Raw genomic sequence first — 15,390 nt, forward strand, 5'->3', positions numbered from 1 at the left:
ACGTTCTCTCTAAAATTCGGATCAGCCCAACAGGGTGTCCGCGTCCACATACGTATAGCCAAGGCCATGCGCCACCGCTTCATAGGTGACATGGCCGAGACAGACATTCAAACCGTTCTTCAGGTGCGGATTGGTCTTCAGGGCCTTCTGCCAACCCTTGTCGGCCAGCGCCACCGCGTGGCCTATCGTTGCGTTGTTCAGTGCGAAGGTCGACGTGCGGGCTACGGCGCCCGGCATGTTGGCCACGCAGTAGTGCACCACGCCGTCGACCACGTAGGTCGGCTTTTCGTGCGTGGTGGCGTGCGACGTTTCAAAGCAGCCGCCCTGGTCGATCGCCACGTCGACCACCACCGCGCCAGGCTTCATGCGCGCGATCATGGCCTTGGTCACCAGCTTGGGCGCGGCGGCGCCGGGCACCAGCACGCCGCCGATGACCAGGTCCGCATCAAGCACCGCTTCCTCGATCGAGTGCGCGTTCGAGAACATCGTCGAGATGCGGTTGCCGTACACCAGGTCGAGCTGGCGCAGGCGGTCGATATTCTTGTCCACAATCGTCACGCGGGCGCCGATGCCGACCGCCATCTGCAAGGCGTTGGTGCCGACCACGCCGGCGCCGATGATGGCGATATGGCCGGGCGCCACGCCGGGCACGCCGCCCAGCAGCAGGCCCATGCCGCCCTTGGATTTTTCCAGGTGCGCGGCGCCTGCCTGGATCGACATGCGCCCCGCCACCTCGCTCATCGGCGCCAGCAGCGGCAGGCCGCCGTTCGCGCCGGTGATGGTTTCGTAGGCGATGCAAACCGCGCCGGATTCCACCAGGGCCTTGGTCTGCTCGGGGTCCGGCGCCAGGTGCAGATAGGTGTACAGGATCTGCCCTTTCCGCAGCATGGCGCATTCTTCCGGCTGCGGTTCCTTCACTTTGACGATCATCTCGGCACGGGCGAAGATCTCGCTCGCCTCCTCGACGATGGTCGCGCCGGCGCCTTCGTACATCGCATCGCTCAGGCCGATGGCGACGCCGGCGTTTTTCTGCACTACCACTTGATGACCACGCAATACGAGTTCCTTGACGCTGGCCGGGGTAAGGCCGACGCGGGACTCCTGGTTTTTGATCTCTTTTGGGACGCCTACCAGCATGGTGTTCTCCTTGTCAGTCGAGGTTTTTCAGTACAGTCGTCAGCTTTCCAAAAAGTTCGTCGATATGTTTTTTCTCCAGCACCAGCGGCGGCGACAGCGCGATGATGTCGCCCGTCGTGCGTATCAGGACGCCGTCGGCAAAGGCCTGCTTGAACGCGGCGAAGGCGCGCGCGCCCGGCTTGCCGGCGATGGGCGCCAGCTCGATGCCGGCGATCAGGCCGATGGTGCGGATGTCGATCACGTGCGGCAGTCCCTTGAGCGAGTGCACCGCATCGGCCCAGTATTCGGCCATGCCGGCGGCGTGTTCGAGGATCTTCTGTTCCTTGAACACTTCCAAGGTCGCCAGCGAGGCGGCGCAGGCGACCGGGTGGCCCGAGTAGGTGTAGCCGTGGAACAGTTCGATGCCGGCCGGCGCTTCCATGAAGGCGTCGTGGATGAATTTTTTGCTGAACACCGCGCCCATCGGGATCACGCCGTTGGTCAGGCCCTTGGCGGTGGTCATCATGTCCGGTTCGACGTCGAAGTAGTCGGCCGCGAACGGCGTCGTCAGGCGGCCGAAGCCGGTGATCACTTCATCGAAGATCAGCAGGATGCCGTGCTTGGTGCACAGCTCGCGCAGGCGCTTCAGGTAGCCCTTGGGCGGAATCAGCACGCCGGTCGAACCAGCCACCGGCTCGACGATGACGGCGGCGATGGTCGACGCGTCATGCAGCGCGACGATGCGTTCCAGTTCGTCGGCCAGCTCGGTGCCGTATTCCGGTTCGCCGCGGGTGTAGGCGTTCTTCTCGAGGTTGTGCGTGTGCGGCAGGTGATCGACGCCGGGCAGCATGACGCCGTAAGGCTTGCGGTTGCCTGCGATGCCGCCGACCGAGATGCCGCCGAAGCCGACGCCGTGGTAGCCGCGCTCGCGGCCGATCAGGCGGGTGCGGCTCGCCTCGCCGCGCGCCTTGTGGTAGGCCAGCGCGATCTTCAGCGCCGTGTCCACCGCCTCGGAGCCGGAGTTGGTGTAGAACACGTGGCCGAATTTGTGATTGGTGTACTCCATCAGCTTTTCGGCCAGGTCGAAGGCGGCCGGGTGGCCCATCTGGAAGGTCGGCGCGAAATCCAGCTGGCCGACCATCTCGCGCACGGCGGCGACGATCTTCGGCTGTGCGTGGCCGCAGGGCACGCACCACAGGCCGGCGGTGCCGTCGAGGATGGAGTTGCCGTCGACATCCTTGTAGTACATCCCTTCGGCCGACACCAGCAGGCGCGGATGCGCCTTGAAGTCGCGGTTGTTGGTAAACGGCATCCAGAAGGACGCCATCGATTCAGGTCTGGACTCGTTCATGCTCATCTCCTGTGATACAGCTCAATTCAGCTTCGAGTTTGCTCGCAAACGTAAGGATTTTTTTGACGAACCATAAAAAAATTTACCAGTTGGCAAAATGATGATGCAATAATAGACAGCGCAACAACTATGGCACAGATACACAAATATCAAAACTGTCCAACCGTACTGGCAACAAAAACACTACAGTTTTGCTTTACGCAGCAATTGGAGTCAAGGATGGACCTAGCGAATCCTGTGATCGATCAAGCCGACTGTCCGCCCGGAGCGGCCGGCTGGCCCGTGCTCGCCATAGAGCGCAGCAAGAAAGGCAGCCTGGTCGACCAGATCGTCGCCGCCATCAGCGCCATGGTGGGACGCCGGGAGTTGCGCATCGGAACCAAAATGCCCTCCGTACGGCAATTTGCGAAGTGTAATGGCATCAGCACCTTTACAGTTGTCGAATCCTATGACCGTCTGGTGACCCTGGGACTGTTGTCATCGCGCCGCGGTTCCGGCTATTTCGTGGCCCGCCAGGACGTTCCCGCAACACTGCTGCCTTCCACGCTGCAAGCCACGCCGACCGCCATCGACGCCCTCACTCCCGATCTGTATTCCGGCACCTCGGAAGCGCTGGCCGTGGGGGCCGGCTGGTTGCCGCCCGAGTGGTACGGCGAGGACACCATCCTCGACGCCGTGCGCCACGCGATGCGCATCCCGGCCAACCGCCTGCGCGGCTACGGCCACCCGCTGGGCTTCCCGTCGCTGCGCCAGCAGCTGTCGTCGACGCTGAGCGACGAGCTGTTCCCGGTCGAGCCGGAGCAGGTGCTGCTGACCCACGGCGCCACCCACGCCTTCGACCTGATCCTGCGCACGCTGACCAAGCCGGGCGATACCGTGTTTGTCGAGGATCCCGGCTACAGCAACCTGCTGTCGCTGATACGCCACCACGGTTGCGTGCCGGTCGGGATTCCGCGCGGCGAGAACGGCCTGGATTTCGACACGCTGGCCAGACAGGCGGCGCAGACCCAGCCCAAGCTCATGTTCGTCAACACGGTGTTGCAAAACCCGCTGGGCACATCGCTCAGCGCGGCGCAGGCGCACCGCCTGCTCGGCCTGGCCGAGCAGTTCGACTTCTGGCTGGTGGAGGACGACATCTACCGCGAGCTGGCGCCGCGCGGCGAAGCCTCGCTGGCGGCGATGGACGGCCTGCGGCGCGTGATCCGCGTCGGCAGCTTCTCCAAGACCTTGTCGCCGGTGCTGCGCGTGGGCTCGATCTGCGCGTCGGCCTCGCTGATCCCCGAGCTGCTGCGGGTGAAGATGCTGGCCGGGCTGACCACCTCCGAGATCAACGAGCGCGCCGTCTACCACGCGATCACCGCGCGGCCCTACAAGCGCATGGTGGACAAGCTGGCCGCGCAGCTGGAGGCCGGCCGCGAACGCACCATCGACAGCCTGCGCAGCGCCGGCATGGAACCGCTGGCGCGGCCGCGCGGCGGCATGTTCGTCAGCGCCGGCTGGAGCGACGCACCCACCGCCGACTGGAACGGCAAGATCATCGCCGACCAGGCGCTCAAGTCCGGCATCCTGCTGTCGCCGTGCGACTTCTTCATGCTGCGCGCACCGGAATCGATCTGGTTCCGGTTCAACGTGGCCTACACCGACCAACCTCAACTCCTGACCTTCCTGAGACTCATATGCCGACAGCAAAACTGAATGCAGAGCCAGCGCCGAAGATCAAGCGGCGCGTTCTCAACCGCGACAAGCTCGAAGCCGACATCGCCGCCGAGGCGGTGCGCGTGTTTGCCGAATGCGGCTACGAGGGCACGTCGATCGCCACCGTGGCGGAAAACGCCGGGCTGTCGAAGCAGAACCTGATGTACTACTTCCCGACCAAGCAGGCGCTGTACCAGCGCGTGCTGGACGAGGTGCTGGACGAATGGCTGGAACGCATGGAAAACCTGGCCGCCGAGGACCAGGATCCGCGCGAGGTGCTGCGCACCTACGTGCAGGCCAAGCTGAAGTTCTCGCGCGAGCAGCCGTGGGCGTCGCGCGTGTATGCGATGGAAGTGATCAGCGGCGCGCAGCTGTACGGCGAGCAGATACAGAGCCGCGTGGTGCCGCTGGTGCGCAAGGATATCGAGGTGTTCGAGAAGTGGATCAGCGAGGGCAAGATCGCGCCGATCAACGCGACCCACCTGCTGTTTGCGATCTGGGCGATGACCCAGTCCTATGCCGATTTCTCGGCGCAGATGGCGTTGGTGTTGAACCGCAAACAGCTGACGAAAAAGGACTTCGACGATGCCGAGAAGGTCATCGTCGACATGGTGCTGGCGGCGATCAGCGTGCCGCAGCCTGCTTGCGGCGGCGGGCAATAAAGCCCATCAAACCCAGGCCGGCCAGCAGCATCGCGTAGGTTTCCGGTTCCGGCACGGCACTGACGCTGCCGAAGCCTTGCACGTTGATGGACTTGAAGAAGTGGTTGGCGTTGATCTGCACCGACGAGCTCCATGAATCGACGATCACATTCCCGTTGATTACACCGCTGCCGCCGGTTACGCTGGCCTTCGGTGCCAGGATGTTGGCGGTCAGGCCGGTGTGCACGCCCAGATCGGTCGCCTGGTAGAAGTTGAACAGCACGTTGTAATTCTCGAAGCCCTGGTAGCCGCCGTTGAAGCTGGCCTTGTCGCCGCTGACGTTGAAGATCAGCGTGGAGCCGGCGTTCAGGTTGCTGAAGTTGAAATAGGTGACGGAGGACAGCGACTTGGCGTCGATATCGATCACTTCGACAGCCTTCTTGCTGCCGGTGATGTTCAAGCCGCCCCACTGGACCGCCGCGCTGCCGGTGGTCGCCAGCTTCGACAGCGAGGACGAGGTGCTCTTCAACTGGGTGCTCAGCGCACCCAGGTTGATCGGCGCGGTACCGGTCTTGACAGGCGAGTACATGTCGACCTGCTTGGTGACGCTGGTCGTGCCGCCGACATAGGTGTCGCCGTTCTTGATCGAGCCGCTGGTGAATTTCAGGTTGCCGCCGGCGATCAGCGAATAGCTGCCTATCGCATCAACGTTGTTGTAGTTGACCGAGTAATTGTTCAGCTGGACATCGCGGCCGGCCATGATCGCGCCTTCGACGTCGGCGCTTTGCGCCTTGAAGTCGGTGAACGAAAATACGTTGGCGCCATGCAGGCCCAAGTCCAGCACAGCCGCCTGCGCGCCGCCCAGCGAGGCGATGGCAAGTACAACGGCGGAAACAGCACTTTTCGCGGCAGCAGTCATGATGAAATTCCTATAAAGCAATTTAAGTTACTTCAAGGATATCACAACTTCATATTTCATTTCTGAATCACAAGTAAAAATACACCGGCTGCGCTTCAAATGCGACAAAAAAAAATCAACGATGACCAAATGGCCATCGTTGATCCGGGTGTTTGTTGCGGTAAGGCGGGGCTTACTGTTTGCGGCGGCGGGCGATGGCGCCCATCAGGCCGAGGCCGGCCAGCAGCATGGCGTACGTTTCCGGTTCCGGCACCGGCGCGGTCGGCACGGTGCCACTGAAGCTTTGCAAGTGGACTTCGCCGTACTGGTTCAGCGTCTTGGCGAACACGCCGCCTTCGACGTTGGCGCCGCCCGTATTGCTGAAACTGCCGTCCGCGACCAGCACCTGGCCGCCGAAAGTGCGGCCGACGCTGACGCTGGTGTCGTGGCCGGCAAAGTTCCAGATCAGCTTGCTGCCCAGGCTTTGCGCCTGGTTGAAGTTGGCCATCAGGTTCAGCGTGGAGTCGTTGGTGTTGAAGATCACCGTGCTGGCGTTGCTCAGGTTGAACGAAATATCCGTGGTCGTGGACGAGAAGATCTTCGTGTCGAGCGCGGTCAGGTCGAACACCAGCACGCCGTTGACGCCGCTGCCGTTCAGCGTCACCTGGTGGTCGTTGTTGCTGAAGACCACCGAGGTGCCGGCGGTCGCCTGCAGCGACGACAACTGGCTCGACAGCCCGGTCATCACCGACGAGAAGTTGGTCGACGTCGATGCGGCCAGGGTGCTGTTCATGATGCCGGTCGGGGCGTTGAGTACGTTGTTGTTATTGGTGCCGCTATAGCTGGCGGCATGGCCCTTGCCGTTGAAGTTGACGCTGGAGGCGCTGCCGGCGATCCAGGCGTCGCCGTTGAAGCTCGAATTGCTGGCCGAGCCGCCGACATAGGTGCTGCCGCTATTGACGTTGACGCCGCTGGCGTTGCCGCCGACCACAGCGCCCAGGCCGTTCACATGCGTATTGCCGCTGTAATTGCCGCCCACGGTCAGGCCGGCGTAAGCCGAGGCCGGCGTGTCGTTGACGTGCTGTACATAATCGCCGCCGACGGCGTCGCCGCCCACGTAAGTGCGGCCGTCGACGTGCGAGGTCGAGTTCAGGTTGCCGCTGACCACCACATTGAACTGGCGCAGCATCTCGGTCGCGCTCAGCGGGGCGGCCTGGGCCGCGCTGGAAACCATGGCGACGACGGCCAGGGCAAGACGGGTACGGGTGATCATCAATCTGTCCTCAAGAAAAAGAAGGAGCGGCCTTGCGGTCACTCAACAATTACCAAATATTAATAACAATTGCAATTAGCATATCATAATTTCCTGTCGGCAGTCCATCGTAAAAGCACATTTTGATAATAATTACGCTAAGCTAGAGGGCTGTTACCTCTCGAGTATCGCCATGCCCAGCTTTGAACCATTCCAGCTGCACACTCCGCGCCTGACCCTGCGCTTTGTGGAAACCGCCGACGCCGCCGCCATGTTCCGCCTGTTCTCCGATCCGGAAGCGCTGCGCCACTGGAGCAGCGCCCCCTGGCTGGACATTTCCCAGGCTGTCGACAATATCGAACAGACGCAGCGCGCCTACCTGGACGGCAGCGCGCTGCGCCTGGCCATGGCGCTGCCGGACGGCGAGGTGATCGGCACCGCCACGCTGTACGCCTTCGACCGCCGCAACCACCGCTGCGAAATCGGCTACATGCTGGCGCGGCCGCACTGGGGCCGGCGCTACATGCAGGAGGCGCTGGCGGCGCTGATCAGCCACGGCTTCGGCCCGCTGGAGCTGCATCGCATCGAAGCCGATATCCATCCCGATAACATTGCCTCCGCCCGCCTGCTGGAAAGCCTGCATTTCCAGGTCGAGGGGCATCTGCGCGAACGCTGGTTCGTCGGCGGCGAAATCTCGGGCAGCACCATCTACGGCCTGCTGCGCAGCGACTGGACCACTCATCGCGTGGAATAACCGGTTCATTCCGCCGAAACCGCCGTTGGTCGGAATCCTCTGTTGGCCATGGGAAGGCTTTGTTACAGTGATTCCATCGCAACGATTTGATGGAGACACGACATGAGCAAATTCAACAGCCAGGCGGTGGTCGATCTGCTGGAAGAAATCTTCCACGCCCTCGCGCAAACGATACGGTACGGCGTGCGCCTGGTGCAGCGCATGTCGCCGCCGGCGCTGCTGGGTGCGGCGCTGATCCTGGCCTTCATCCTGACCATCCTGCCGCTGGCGATGGTGCTGTTCGCCTTCTTCCTGCTGCTGAAGATCGCGGTCGGCGCGTGCGTGGTCGGCAGCCGCCGCCAGCGCCGCCACCAGGAGCACAAGCAATGAAGAAATCCCGGCTGGCCAAGGCCGGCTACGACAACGCCAAGAGCCTGCTCGACATCGTCCGCGAGATAGGCGAAACCGCGGTCAGCCTGTGGTGGCGTTTCTTCGACTGGCTGGCCCAGGTCGAGTGGCGCAAGCTGATGATGATCTGGCTGCTGTTGCTGATCTTCGGCCTGACGCCGTTCGGCCTGCCGAAGCAGACCGGCGCCTTCATCCTGCTGTCGTTCGGCCTGAAGGTGCTGGCCGGCGGCAAGCGCAAGGCCGAGATCGAGGCGCGCCACGCCACCAGCCACGCCGACGAGGAAGGCATGGAACGGCGCGTGGTCGAGGCGCGCATGGCCGCGCTGCAGGCCCAGGTCGAACCGCACTTCCTGTTCAACACGCTGGCCCTGATCGGCCAGCTGATCGAAACCGATCCGCCGCAGGCGGCGCGCATCCACCAGAACCTGATCGACTACCTGCGCGCCACCTTGCCGCAGATGCGCGCCAAGGGCGCCGGCACGCTGGGCCGGCAGATCGAAATGTCGCGCGCCTACCTGGCCATCATGCAGGCGCGCATGGGCGCGCGGCTGGCGGTGTCGATCGACGTGCCGGCCGAAATGCTGAGCGCCACCTTCCCCGTGATGATGTTGCAGATCCTGATCGAGAACGCCATCAAGCACGGCCTGGAACCCAAGATACAAGGCGGCCGCATCGACATCCGCGCCAGCGTCGACGGCCAGATGCTGCAGGTCGACGTGCTCGACGACGGCATCGGTTTCAACATCCACGCCGGCGACGGCATCGGCCTGGCCAATGTACGCGAACGCCTGCGCATCCTGTACGGCAACCGCGCGCAGCTGGTGATCGAGGCACCGCTGACGGGCGGCACCCGGGCCAGCGTGCGCATTCCGTATGCGCCGGATATTTTTGCCGGGAGCAGCAAATGAATTTCACCGCAAGCAGCGGCCAGCGCCGCGCCACCGCGCTGATCGCCGACGACGAGCAACCGATGCGCCAGCAGCTGCGCGCGCGCCTGCTGGACGCCTGGCCGGGACTGGAGATCGTGGCCGAGGCGGCCAACGGCATCGAGGCCGTGGCGCTGGCCGGCCAGCACCAGCCGGACATCGTGTTTTTGGATATCCGCATGCCCGGCCTGTCCGGCATCGAGGCGGCGCGCATGTTGTTCAACCGCTGCCACCTGGTGTTCGTCACCGCCTACGACCAGTACGCGATCGAGGCGTTCGAACAGGGCGCGCTGGATTATCTGCTCAAGCCCGTCGGCGGCGACCGGCTGAAGACCACCTGCGCGCGGCTGCAGACCTTGATCGGCCAGCAGCCGTCGAACATCGAACGGCAGCTGAGTCAGTTGCTGTCACACCACAGCAAGCCCGAGACCAAGCCCGAGTACCTGCGCTGGATCCAGGCGGTGGTGGGCAGCAACCTGCGCATGATCAGCACGCGCGAAGTGCTGTTCTTCCGCGCCGATGAAAAATACACGCGGGTGCAGACCGAGGGCTCGGAAGTGTTGATACGCAAGACGCTGAAGGAGCTGGCCGACGAGCTGGACCCGGACGAGTTCTGGCGCATCCACCGCTCGACCTTGGTGCGCGTGGATGCCATCGAAGAAGTCACGCGCGACCTGCGCGGACGGCAGATGGTAAAGATACGCAATTTCGCCGAGCAACTGGAAGTCAGCCGTGGCAACGCGCATTTATTTCAGCAAATGTAAGCCCTGTCTGATCGTTATCAATATATACTTTTATTTCTCATCCGCTCGCCCCAGCCCGGCGAACGGCAGGGTGTCAAACGCGATCGAATCTGTTCCACTACCCAGGATAGGGAGAGAACAATGTCCAGCATACCCAAGCAGACTCTCTGCAACGTCATCCCCTGCATGCGCTATCGCGATGCGCCCGCCGCCATCGACTGGCTGTGCACCACCCTCGGCTTCGAAGCGACGCTGGTGGTGCCCAACGAGGACGGCACCATCGCCCACGCACAGCTCAGTTTCGGCAACAGCATGATCATGCTGGGTTCGGTGTTCGACACTGAATACGGCCGCCTGATGAAGCAGCCCGGCGAGGTCGGCGGCTTCAACACGCAAAGCACCTACCTGGTCGTCAACAACGCCGACCTGGTGTACGGCCGCGTGCTTGAATCGGGCGCGAAAATCCTGCTCGACATCAAGGATGAGGACTACGGCGGACGCGGCTTCACCTGCCGCGATCCCGAAGGCCATATCTGGAGCATCGGCACCTACGATCCGGAAGACTAAGGAGCAAACCATGGGACGTCCAGTACATTTTGAAATCCAGGCCAGCCAGCCGCAGGCGCTGATCGATTTTTACGGCTCGCTGTTCGGCTGGAATTTTCACCGCTGGGAAGGCGGCGAATACTGGCTGATCGACACCGGCGACGGCAGCAAGCCCGGCATCAACGGCGGCCTGCTGCCGCGGCGCGGTGCGGTGCCCGAGCCGATGCAAAGCGTGAACGCCTTTGTCTGCACGGTCGACGTCGAACAGCTGGACGACACGCTGTCGCAAGTCGACCAGCTGAAGGCGGAAGTGGTGGTGCCGAAAATGGCGGTGCCCGGCGTCGGCTGGCTGGCCTACGCCAAGGACCCCGACGGCAACATCTTCGGCATGATGCAGGCCGATACGTCCGCAGCCTAAAGGCCGGCGAACCAGTTGTAGCCGTGCAGGTCTTCCCAGTAGCCGCTGGTGAATTGATCGGTCACGGTGATCCCGGTCAGGTGCTTGGGGTTCTTGAACCCCAGCTTGGTCGGGATACGCAGCCGCAATGGAAAGCCGAATTCGTCCGGCAGGCTGGCCGAGCCGTTGAAGCTGAAGGCCAGCATGGTTTGCGGGTGCAGCGCGCTGGCCATGTCGATGCTGGTGTAGTAGCCGTCGGCGCAGCGGAAGGCGACATATTTCGCGCGCGTATTGGCGCCGACCAGGCCGAGGAAATAGTGCAGCGGCACACCGGTCCACTGGCCGACCGCGCTCCAGCCTTCGATGCAGATCAAGCGGGTGATTTCCGTCAGCGGCGGCAATGATTTCAGCTGCGCCAGCGTCCAGTCGCCGGGGCTGAGCACCATGCCGTCCACGGCCAGCCGCCAGCCGGCCTCGTCGATTTCCGGCACCGACGCTTCCGAATAAAACGCATTGAAGCGGAACGGCAGCGTCAGTTCGCTGCGCGGGTACAACGGCGCCAGCGTTTGCGGCGAAAACAACGCGGCCTGCGCCGCGTCGTTGAAGCGCGATACGCCGCGCAGCGCGGCGGCAACAGTGTCGTTGTCGGTGCCCGCGCAGCCTTGCAGCAGCGCGGCGGCACCGCCGCCCAGCGCCAGCCGCAGGAAGCCGCGTCGTCCGGGATCCGGTTCTTTCACGTCGTTCTCCTTCTTAATCCCAGCATCGCCAGCAGCAGACGCGGCGACGACAGCGCCAGCACCACATGGCCGGCAACAAACATGCCCAGCAGGGCCATGCAGATGAAATGCACTTCGCGGGCGCGCTGGAAGCCGCCGGCCAGTTGCGTCAGCGCTTGCAACTGCACCGGCTTCCAGATCGCCAGGCCGGACAGGATTTCCAGCGTCAGCAGCACCAGAACGCCGAGGTAGGCGATCTTCTGCACCCGGCTGCGCTCGCCGCCGGGCTTGTGGCTTCGGCCCAGCGACAGGTACAAGTGACGCAAGCGGCCGCTGGCGGCCAGCAGCGTCAGCGCGACGATGCCGTTGGCGGCCAGCACCCACATGCCGGCGAAATGCCACAGCAAGGCGCCGGGCAGGCTGCCGCCCAGCGTCAGCGCCGTGGGAAAATGGTCGATCCAGAACGGCGAGGCGTTGAACACCTGCCAGCCGCTGGTCAGCATCAGCAGGAACACCACGGCGTTGGTCCAGTGGCACAGGCGCACCCAGAGCGGCGGGCCGCCGCCGATGTCGGTCGATGCGGTCGTCATGCGGCGGCCTCCTCTCTATGCGGCTCAGATCGGCGGCAGGAAGCCGTCGCGGCCCACCATCACAGCGTTGGCGGCGGTGGCGCCATCGGCGGCCGATGCGCCGATCACCAACACCTTGGCGCCGACGACGATCAACTCGCGCTTGCCGGGAACGAACTGGCCGTAGACGGTGTCCTTGTCCAGCACCACCTGCTGCGCCTTGCCGCCGAAGCGCATTTCCAGCTCGGTGGCGCTGGCCTTCTTGACCACCTTGGCGACGGTGGCGTTGGTCATCGTGCCGCGATCACCGAGATCCCATGGGAAATGGCCTTCGTTCAAGCCGCGCGCCGCCTCGGGGAACACCATCACGCCCATGGCGCGCACCTTGCCCTGCGGCGCCGGCGCGGCGGCGATGCCCAGGTAGCTGTTTTCCTGGATGGCCGCCTGGCTGCTGCGCGAGACGTCCAGCACTTGCGCCTGCTCCGGCAGCTTGATGGTGGTCTTGGTGCCCTTGCGGTCGGTGACGACGAAATCACCCGTGCCGACGGCGGTGACTTCGCCGCGCAGGTGCACCGGGCGGTCGGCGGCAAAACTGGATCCGGCCAGCGCCAGCGTGGCGACGGCGATCAGGGTGGAGATGCGTTTCATGGTGCTTCCTCGTATGGTTGAAGTGAAGCCGCACTATGCTCCACCCGGGAGCGCCGGGGAATCGGTCGAATGTCCGATGCCTGCGATGCCGCGCCGCTCGCTATAATCGGTCCATGAACCTTGATACCCCCGCCTCCGTCACCGACACCATGCACGCGCTGGCCTATATCGGCGACCTGACCATGGGCCAGCCCACCGACCACTCGCTGCGGACCGCGTGGCTGGCCTCTCGCATCGCCGAAGCGGCCGGCTGCGGCGATGCGGACTGCACGGCCGTCCCGCAAGTCGCGTTGCTGCGCTGGTCGGGCTGCACGGCCAACGCCCCCGAATTCAGCGAGCTGCTGGGCGACGACGTCGAAGGCAGGGCGCTGATGCTGTCGCAGAAGCTGGACGATCCCGCCTATGCACTGATGGGCCAACGGCTGCACGGCGACATGCAGCGGCTGGCCGAGATCCATTGCGAGGTATCCGGCGACGTCGCCCGCATGCTGAATGTATCGGACGACGTTGAACTGGCGCTGCGCTCGATCTTCTCCACGGCCGACGGCGCCAGCCCGAGCGTCTTCATCGTTGCCCTGGCCAGCGACGTGGAAGTGCTCAGCCGCGTGCAGGGGCTGGAGCGGGCCTTGTCCATCATCGTCCACAAAAGCGGGCACGCCTACCCGGCTGCGCTGGCCGCGGTGGCGGTGCGTCATGCCTCGCAGTGGCTGGAGGTACTGGACCGCGACGAGAGCTGGCACGCCGACCTGGCGTTCGGGGCCGCCACCGGGGACATGGTGCCGCTGGAGTTGCTGGCCGACGTGATCGATCTCAAGCTGCCCTGGATGACGGGCTATTCGCGCCGGGTGGCGGAAGCGGCCCGTTGCGGCGCGCTGGCCATGGGTCTTGAAGCGGAGACCGCGCAGCGCTGCTACCGGGCCGGCCTGCTGCATGGCATCGGCCGCGCGGCGGTGCCGAACACGGTGTGGAATACCGTCGGCCGGCTGTCGGCGGCGGCGCGGGAGCAACTGCGGCTGGCGCCATACTGGACCAGTCGCTCCACGGCGCGCCTGGGCACCCTGTCGGACGCCGCCCATATCGGCTCATATGCCGCCGAGCGGCTCGACGGCAGCGGCGCGTTCAGGGCCTGCGCCGGCGCCGCCATCCCGCTCGAGGGCCTCATCGTCGCCGCTGCCGCCGCATGGGTGGCGCTGCAATCGGCGCGGCCATGGCGGGCCGCGATGACTCTGGAACAGGCCCGCGCAGTGCTGGAATCGGAAGCAGCAGGCGGCCGCTTCGACGCCGGCGCCGTGCGCGCGGTGACCGGCGGCACGATGCCGGCGGCGGTTCACACCAACATCGTGTTGACGGAGCGGGAGATTGAAGTCTTCCGGGGCATCAGCCTCGGACAGACCAACAAGGAAGTGGCGCGCGCATTGGCCATCAGCCCGAGCACCGTGCGCACCCACGTTGAGAATGTGTTCCGCAAGCTGGGATGCACCACACGTGCCGCCGCCACGCTGAAGGCATCGACGCTACGGCTGTTGTAGCTCAGGACAAGGCCGCGACCAGGTCCGGGTCGGCGACTTGGGTCGGGCGAATGCGGATGACGCTGCGGTACAGCGGCGGCATGGCGGCGCACAGCGCGGCCAGTTCCGCTTCGGGCATGGCCGGCAGCACGTACTGGAACTGCGTCGGATTCTTCAGCGGCAGCGGGCCTTCCATGGTCGAGCCGTAGGCGCCCAGGTTCATGAAGCTGACCGCGCCGGCATCCGGCCCCTTGGCGAAGACGAAGGTGCCGTCCTTCGGATGGCCCAGGTAGCGGCGCACTTCGTCCTGCTGCGCCACCGTGGCACCGGCCATCAGCTTGTAGCGCAGCTGCGCGTAGGCGCGCGTGGTTTCCATGAAGGCGCTGCGGATGCCAGACTGCGTCATCCGCCCCGGCATGCACAGCAGCAGGTTGCCGAACGAATCCAGCAAGGCCACCGCATCCCCTGCCCCGCCATGTTCGCGGTCGCGCGCCATCGCCTGCTTCAGGAACGGCGCCAGGCCCACGTCCGGCTGATGCGGGGTGCAGCGGTAGGCCAGCGCGTCGGGATACAGCTGCTTCAAGGCGTGCACGATGGCGTGGTCGGGCGGCAGAGTCAGTGGGCACTTCAATTGCTGCTGCGGCAGATCGGTATTGAACAGCTCCATCACCTCGCCGGACGTGGCCTCGAACACCAGTGCGCACAAGGCTTGCGTCGGTTCGGAGATGGTTTTGCCGATGAAGAAGGACTTCGGCGTGGCGCCCGAACCGGCGCGCGCGTACAGCGACGATCCGAGGATGGCCGGGTAGCTGAAGCTTGCCGCCGCCTGCTGGCGCAGCGCTTCCGGCAGCGCGTTGAAGCCAGCGCTTTCGTCGAAGTTGACGCCGGCGTTGCGGTCCGGCGCCGCCACCACCACATTGAAGCCGCCTGCCAGGATCGCGCCGCTGCACATGCAGCAGGGGTCGAGCGAGGTGACGATGGTGATGTCTTCCGGCGCGGGCAGTTCGCGGCCCTTGGCGCGCTCGGCGTAGTACCAGTCGATCAACTGGCGTTCACCGTGCGCGGTCGGGTCGAAGATCAGGCCCTGCTTGATGACGTTGTTGTGCAGCGACTGCAGCACGTTGCCGTGCTGGTCGAGCATCAGGCCGCCGACGCCGAAGGTGCCCTGGGTTTTCGCGGCAATGGCTTCAGCCGCCGCGATCGCGACGGCCGCCTGCACATCGATAGTCTTCTTGAAGGCCAA

General features: G+C 64.4%; 17 protein-coding genes. 9 read left to right on the plus strand and 8 right to left on the minus strand.

Annotated features, from left to right (window positions below; all coding sequences use genetic code 11):
• Positions 1 to 21 precede the first annotated feature (21 nt).
• Together ald and ACCD07_RS07490 are read right to left on the minus strand one after the other, a co-directional pair.
• Entirely contained in the window at positions 22 to 1,137 is a 1,116-nt protein-coding gene (gene ald / locus ACCD07_RS07485) for an alanine dehydrogenase (RefSeq protein ID WP_413446987.1), read from the minus strand.
• A 13-nt stretch (positions 1,138 to 1,150) separates the two neighbouring features.
• Positions 1,151 to 2,467: an aspartate aminotransferase family protein gene (locus ACCD07_RS07490; protein ID WP_413446988.1), complete on the minus strand. Its 1,317-nt coding sequence runs from the start codon at positions 2,465 to 2,467 to the stop codon at positions 1,151 to 1,153.
• A gap of 219 nt (positions 2,468 to 2,686) precedes the next feature.
• Between ACCD07_RS07490 and ACCD07_RS07495 the strand changes: the two genes are divergently transcribed.
• Positions 2,687 to 4,162 (plus strand): PLP-dependent aminotransferase family protein, encoded by a 1,476-nt coding sequence (locus ACCD07_RS07495; RefSeq protein ID WP_353399964.1) that lies wholly within the window; start codon positions 2,687 to 2,689, stop codon positions 4,160 to 4,162.
• On the plus strand, positions 4,144 to 4,824 hold the full coding sequence (locus tag ACCD07_RS07500) for a TetR/AcrR family transcriptional regulator (RefSeq protein WP_353399962.1): 681 nt from the start codon (positions 4,144 to 4,146) through the stop codon (positions 4,822 to 4,824). The genes ACCD07_RS07495 and ACCD07_RS07500 overlap by 19 nt, the downstream gene beginning before the upstream one ends.
• Here the strand turns inward: ACCD07_RS07500 and ACCD07_RS07505 are convergent.
• Positions 4,787 to 5,722 (minus strand): choice-of-anchor A family protein, encoded by a 936-nt coding sequence (locus ACCD07_RS07505; RefSeq protein WP_353399959.1) that lies wholly within the window; start codon positions 5,720 to 5,722, stop codon positions 4,787 to 4,789. The genes ACCD07_RS07500 and ACCD07_RS07505 overlap by 38 nt on opposite strands.
• A gap of 172 nt (positions 5,723 to 5,894) precedes the next feature.
• Positions 5,895 to 6,974 (minus strand): FxDxF family PEP-CTERM protein, encoded by a 1,080-nt coding sequence (locus ACCD07_RS07510; protein WP_353399956.1) that lies wholly within the window; start codon positions 6,972 to 6,974, stop codon positions 5,895 to 5,897.
• Between the two features lie 172 nt (positions 6,975 to 7,146).
• Between ACCD07_RS07510 and ACCD07_RS07515 the strand changes: the two genes are divergently transcribed.
• The 6 genes from ACCD07_RS07515 (at position 7,147) to ACCD07_RS07540 (ending at position 10,727) form a co-directional block, all read left to right on the plus strand.
• Positions 7,147 to 7,707 (plus strand): GNAT family N-acetyltransferase, encoded by a 561-nt coding sequence (locus tag ACCD07_RS07515; protein ID WP_176654562.1) that lies wholly within the window; start codon positions 7,147 to 7,149, stop codon positions 7,705 to 7,707.
• Positions 7,708 to 7,809: 102 nt separating this feature from the next.
• Positions 7,810 to 8,076: a hypothetical protein gene (locus ACCD07_RS07520; RefSeq protein WP_413446989.1), complete on the plus strand. Its 267-nt coding sequence runs from the start codon at positions 7,810 to 7,812 to the stop codon at positions 8,074 to 8,076.
• Positions 8,073 to 9,002, plus strand: coding sequence for a sensor histidine kinase (locus tag ACCD07_RS07525; protein ID WP_176654564.1), 930 nt, complete (start codon positions 8,073 to 8,075; stop codon positions 9,000 to 9,002). Before ACCD07_RS07520 ends, ACCD07_RS07525 begins: the two co-directional genes overlap by 4 nt.
• Complete coding sequence (locus ACCD07_RS07530; protein ID WP_353399949.1) at positions 8,999 to 9,784, plus strand: LytR/AlgR family response regulator transcription factor; 786 nt, start codon at positions 8,999 to 9,001, stop codon at positions 9,782 to 9,784. The genes ACCD07_RS07525 and ACCD07_RS07530 overlap by 4 nt, the downstream gene beginning before the upstream one ends.
• 120 nt (positions 9,785 to 9,904) lie before the next feature.
• A complete protein-coding gene (locus ACCD07_RS07535) occupies positions 9,905 to 10,330 on the plus strand; it encodes a VOC family protein (protein ID WP_176654566.1) in 426 nt (141 codons plus the stop codon).
• A 10-nt stretch (positions 10,331 to 10,340) separates the two neighbouring features.
• Complete coding sequence (locus tag ACCD07_RS07540) at positions 10,341 to 10,727, plus strand: VOC family protein (RefSeq protein ID WP_176654567.1); 387 nt, start codon at positions 10,341 to 10,343, stop codon at positions 10,725 to 10,727.
• Here ACCD07_RS07540 and ACCD07_RS07545 read toward each other — a convergent pair.
• From ACCD07_RS07545 to ACCD07_RS07555, 3 genes are read right to left on the minus strand one after another with little or no spacing between them, the layout of a single operon-like run.
• The gene (locus tag ACCD07_RS07545; RefSeq protein WP_413446990.1) at positions 10,724 to 11,443 is read right to left on the minus strand and encodes a molybdopterin-dependent oxidoreductase; all 720 of its coding nucleotides are present in this window, start codon (positions 11,441 to 11,443) and stop codon (positions 10,724 to 10,726) included. The two genes, ACCD07_RS07540 and ACCD07_RS07545, sit on opposite strands and share 4 nt — an antisense overlap.
• Complete coding sequence (locus tag ACCD07_RS07550; protein ID WP_176654568.1) at positions 11,440 to 12,012, minus strand: cytochrome b/b6 domain-containing protein; 573 nt, start codon at positions 12,010 to 12,012, stop codon at positions 11,440 to 11,442. The genes ACCD07_RS07545 and ACCD07_RS07550 overlap by 4 nt, the downstream gene beginning before the upstream one ends.
• A gap of 24 nt (positions 12,013 to 12,036) precedes the next feature.
• Complete coding sequence (locus ACCD07_RS07555; protein ID WP_176654569.1) at positions 12,037 to 12,639, minus strand: hypothetical protein; 603 nt, start codon at positions 12,637 to 12,639, stop codon at positions 12,037 to 12,039.
• 113 nt (positions 12,640 to 12,752) lie between these two features.
• Between ACCD07_RS07555 and ACCD07_RS07560 the strand changes: the two genes are divergently transcribed.
• Complete coding sequence (locus tag ACCD07_RS07560; protein WP_413446991.1) at positions 12,753 to 14,168, plus strand: HD domain-containing phosphohydrolase; 1,416 nt, start codon at positions 12,753 to 12,755, stop codon at positions 14,166 to 14,168.
• Between the two features lies 1 nt (position 14,169).
• Here the strand turns inward: ACCD07_RS07560 and ACCD07_RS07565 are convergent, their stop codons facing one another.
• On the minus strand, positions 14,170 to 15,390 hold the full coding sequence (locus ACCD07_RS07565) for a nucleoside deaminase (protein WP_413446992.1): 1,221 nt from the start codon (positions 15,388 to 15,390) through the stop codon (positions 14,170 to 14,172).

Source organism: Duganella sp. Dugasp56, assembly GCF_047304105.1.
GTDB lineage: Bacteria > Pseudomonadota > Gammaproteobacteria > Burkholderiales > Burkholderiaceae_D > Rugamonas > Rugamonas hordei.

What these genes read in the sequence shown, in the direction of transcription:
- ald (WP_413446987.1), bottom strand. Translation starts at nt 1,137, where the DNA reads ATGCTGGTAGGCGTCCCAAAAGAGATCAAAAACCAGGAGTCCCGCGTC.
- ACCD07_RS07490 (WP_413446988.1), bottom strand. Translation starts at nt 2,467, where the DNA reads ATGAACGAGTCCAGACCTGAATCGATGGCGTCCTTCTGGATGCCGTTT.
- ACCD07_RS07495 (WP_353399964.1), top strand. Translation starts at nt 2,687, where the DNA reads ATGGACCTAGCGAATCCTGTGATCGATCAAGCCGACTGTCCGCCCGGA.
- ACCD07_RS07500 (WP_353399962.1), top strand. Translation starts at nt 4,144, where the DNA reads ATGCCGACAGCAAAACTGAATGCAGAGCCAGCGCCGAAGATCAAGCGG.
- ACCD07_RS07505 (WP_353399959.1), bottom strand. Translation starts at nt 5,722, where the DNA reads ATGACTGCTGCCGCGAAAAGTGCTGTTTCCGCCGTTGTACTTGCCATC.
- ACCD07_RS07510 (WP_353399956.1), bottom strand. Translation starts at nt 6,974, where the DNA reads ATGATCACCCGTACCCGTCTTGCCCTGGCCGTCGTCGCCATGGTTTCC.
- ACCD07_RS07515 (WP_176654562.1), top strand. Translation starts at nt 7,147, where the DNA reads ATGCCCAGCTTTGAACCATTCCAGCTGCACACTCCGCGCCTGACCCTG.
- ACCD07_RS07520 (WP_413446989.1), top strand. Translation starts at nt 7,810, where the DNA reads ATGAGCAAATTCAACAGCCAGGCGGTGGTCGATCTGCTGGAAGAAATC.
- ACCD07_RS07525 (WP_176654564.1), top strand. Translation starts at nt 8,073, where the DNA reads ATGAAGAAATCCCGGCTGGCCAAGGCCGGCTACGACAACGCCAAGAGC.
- ACCD07_RS07530 (WP_353399949.1), top strand. Translation starts at nt 8,999, where the DNA reads ATGAATTTCACCGCAAGCAGCGGCCAGCGCCGCGCCACCGCGCTGATC.
- ACCD07_RS07535 (WP_176654566.1), top strand. Translation starts at nt 9,905, where the DNA reads ATGTCCAGCATACCCAAGCAGACTCTCTGCAACGTCATCCCCTGCATG.
- ACCD07_RS07540 (WP_176654567.1), top strand. Translation starts at nt 10,341, where the DNA reads ATGGGACGTCCAGTACATTTTGAAATCCAGGCCAGCCAGCCGCAGGCG.
- ACCD07_RS07550 (WP_176654568.1), bottom strand. Translation starts at nt 12,012, where the DNA reads ATGACGACCGCATCGACCGACATCGGCGGCGGCCCGCCGCTCTGGGTG.
- ACCD07_RS07555 (WP_176654569.1), bottom strand. Translation starts at nt 12,639, where the DNA reads ATGAAACGCATCTCCACCCTGATCGCCGTCGCCACGCTGGCGCTGGCC.
- ACCD07_RS07560 (WP_413446991.1), top strand. Translation starts at nt 12,753, where the DNA reads ATGAACCTTGATACCCCCGCCTCCGTCACCGACACCATGCACGCGCTG.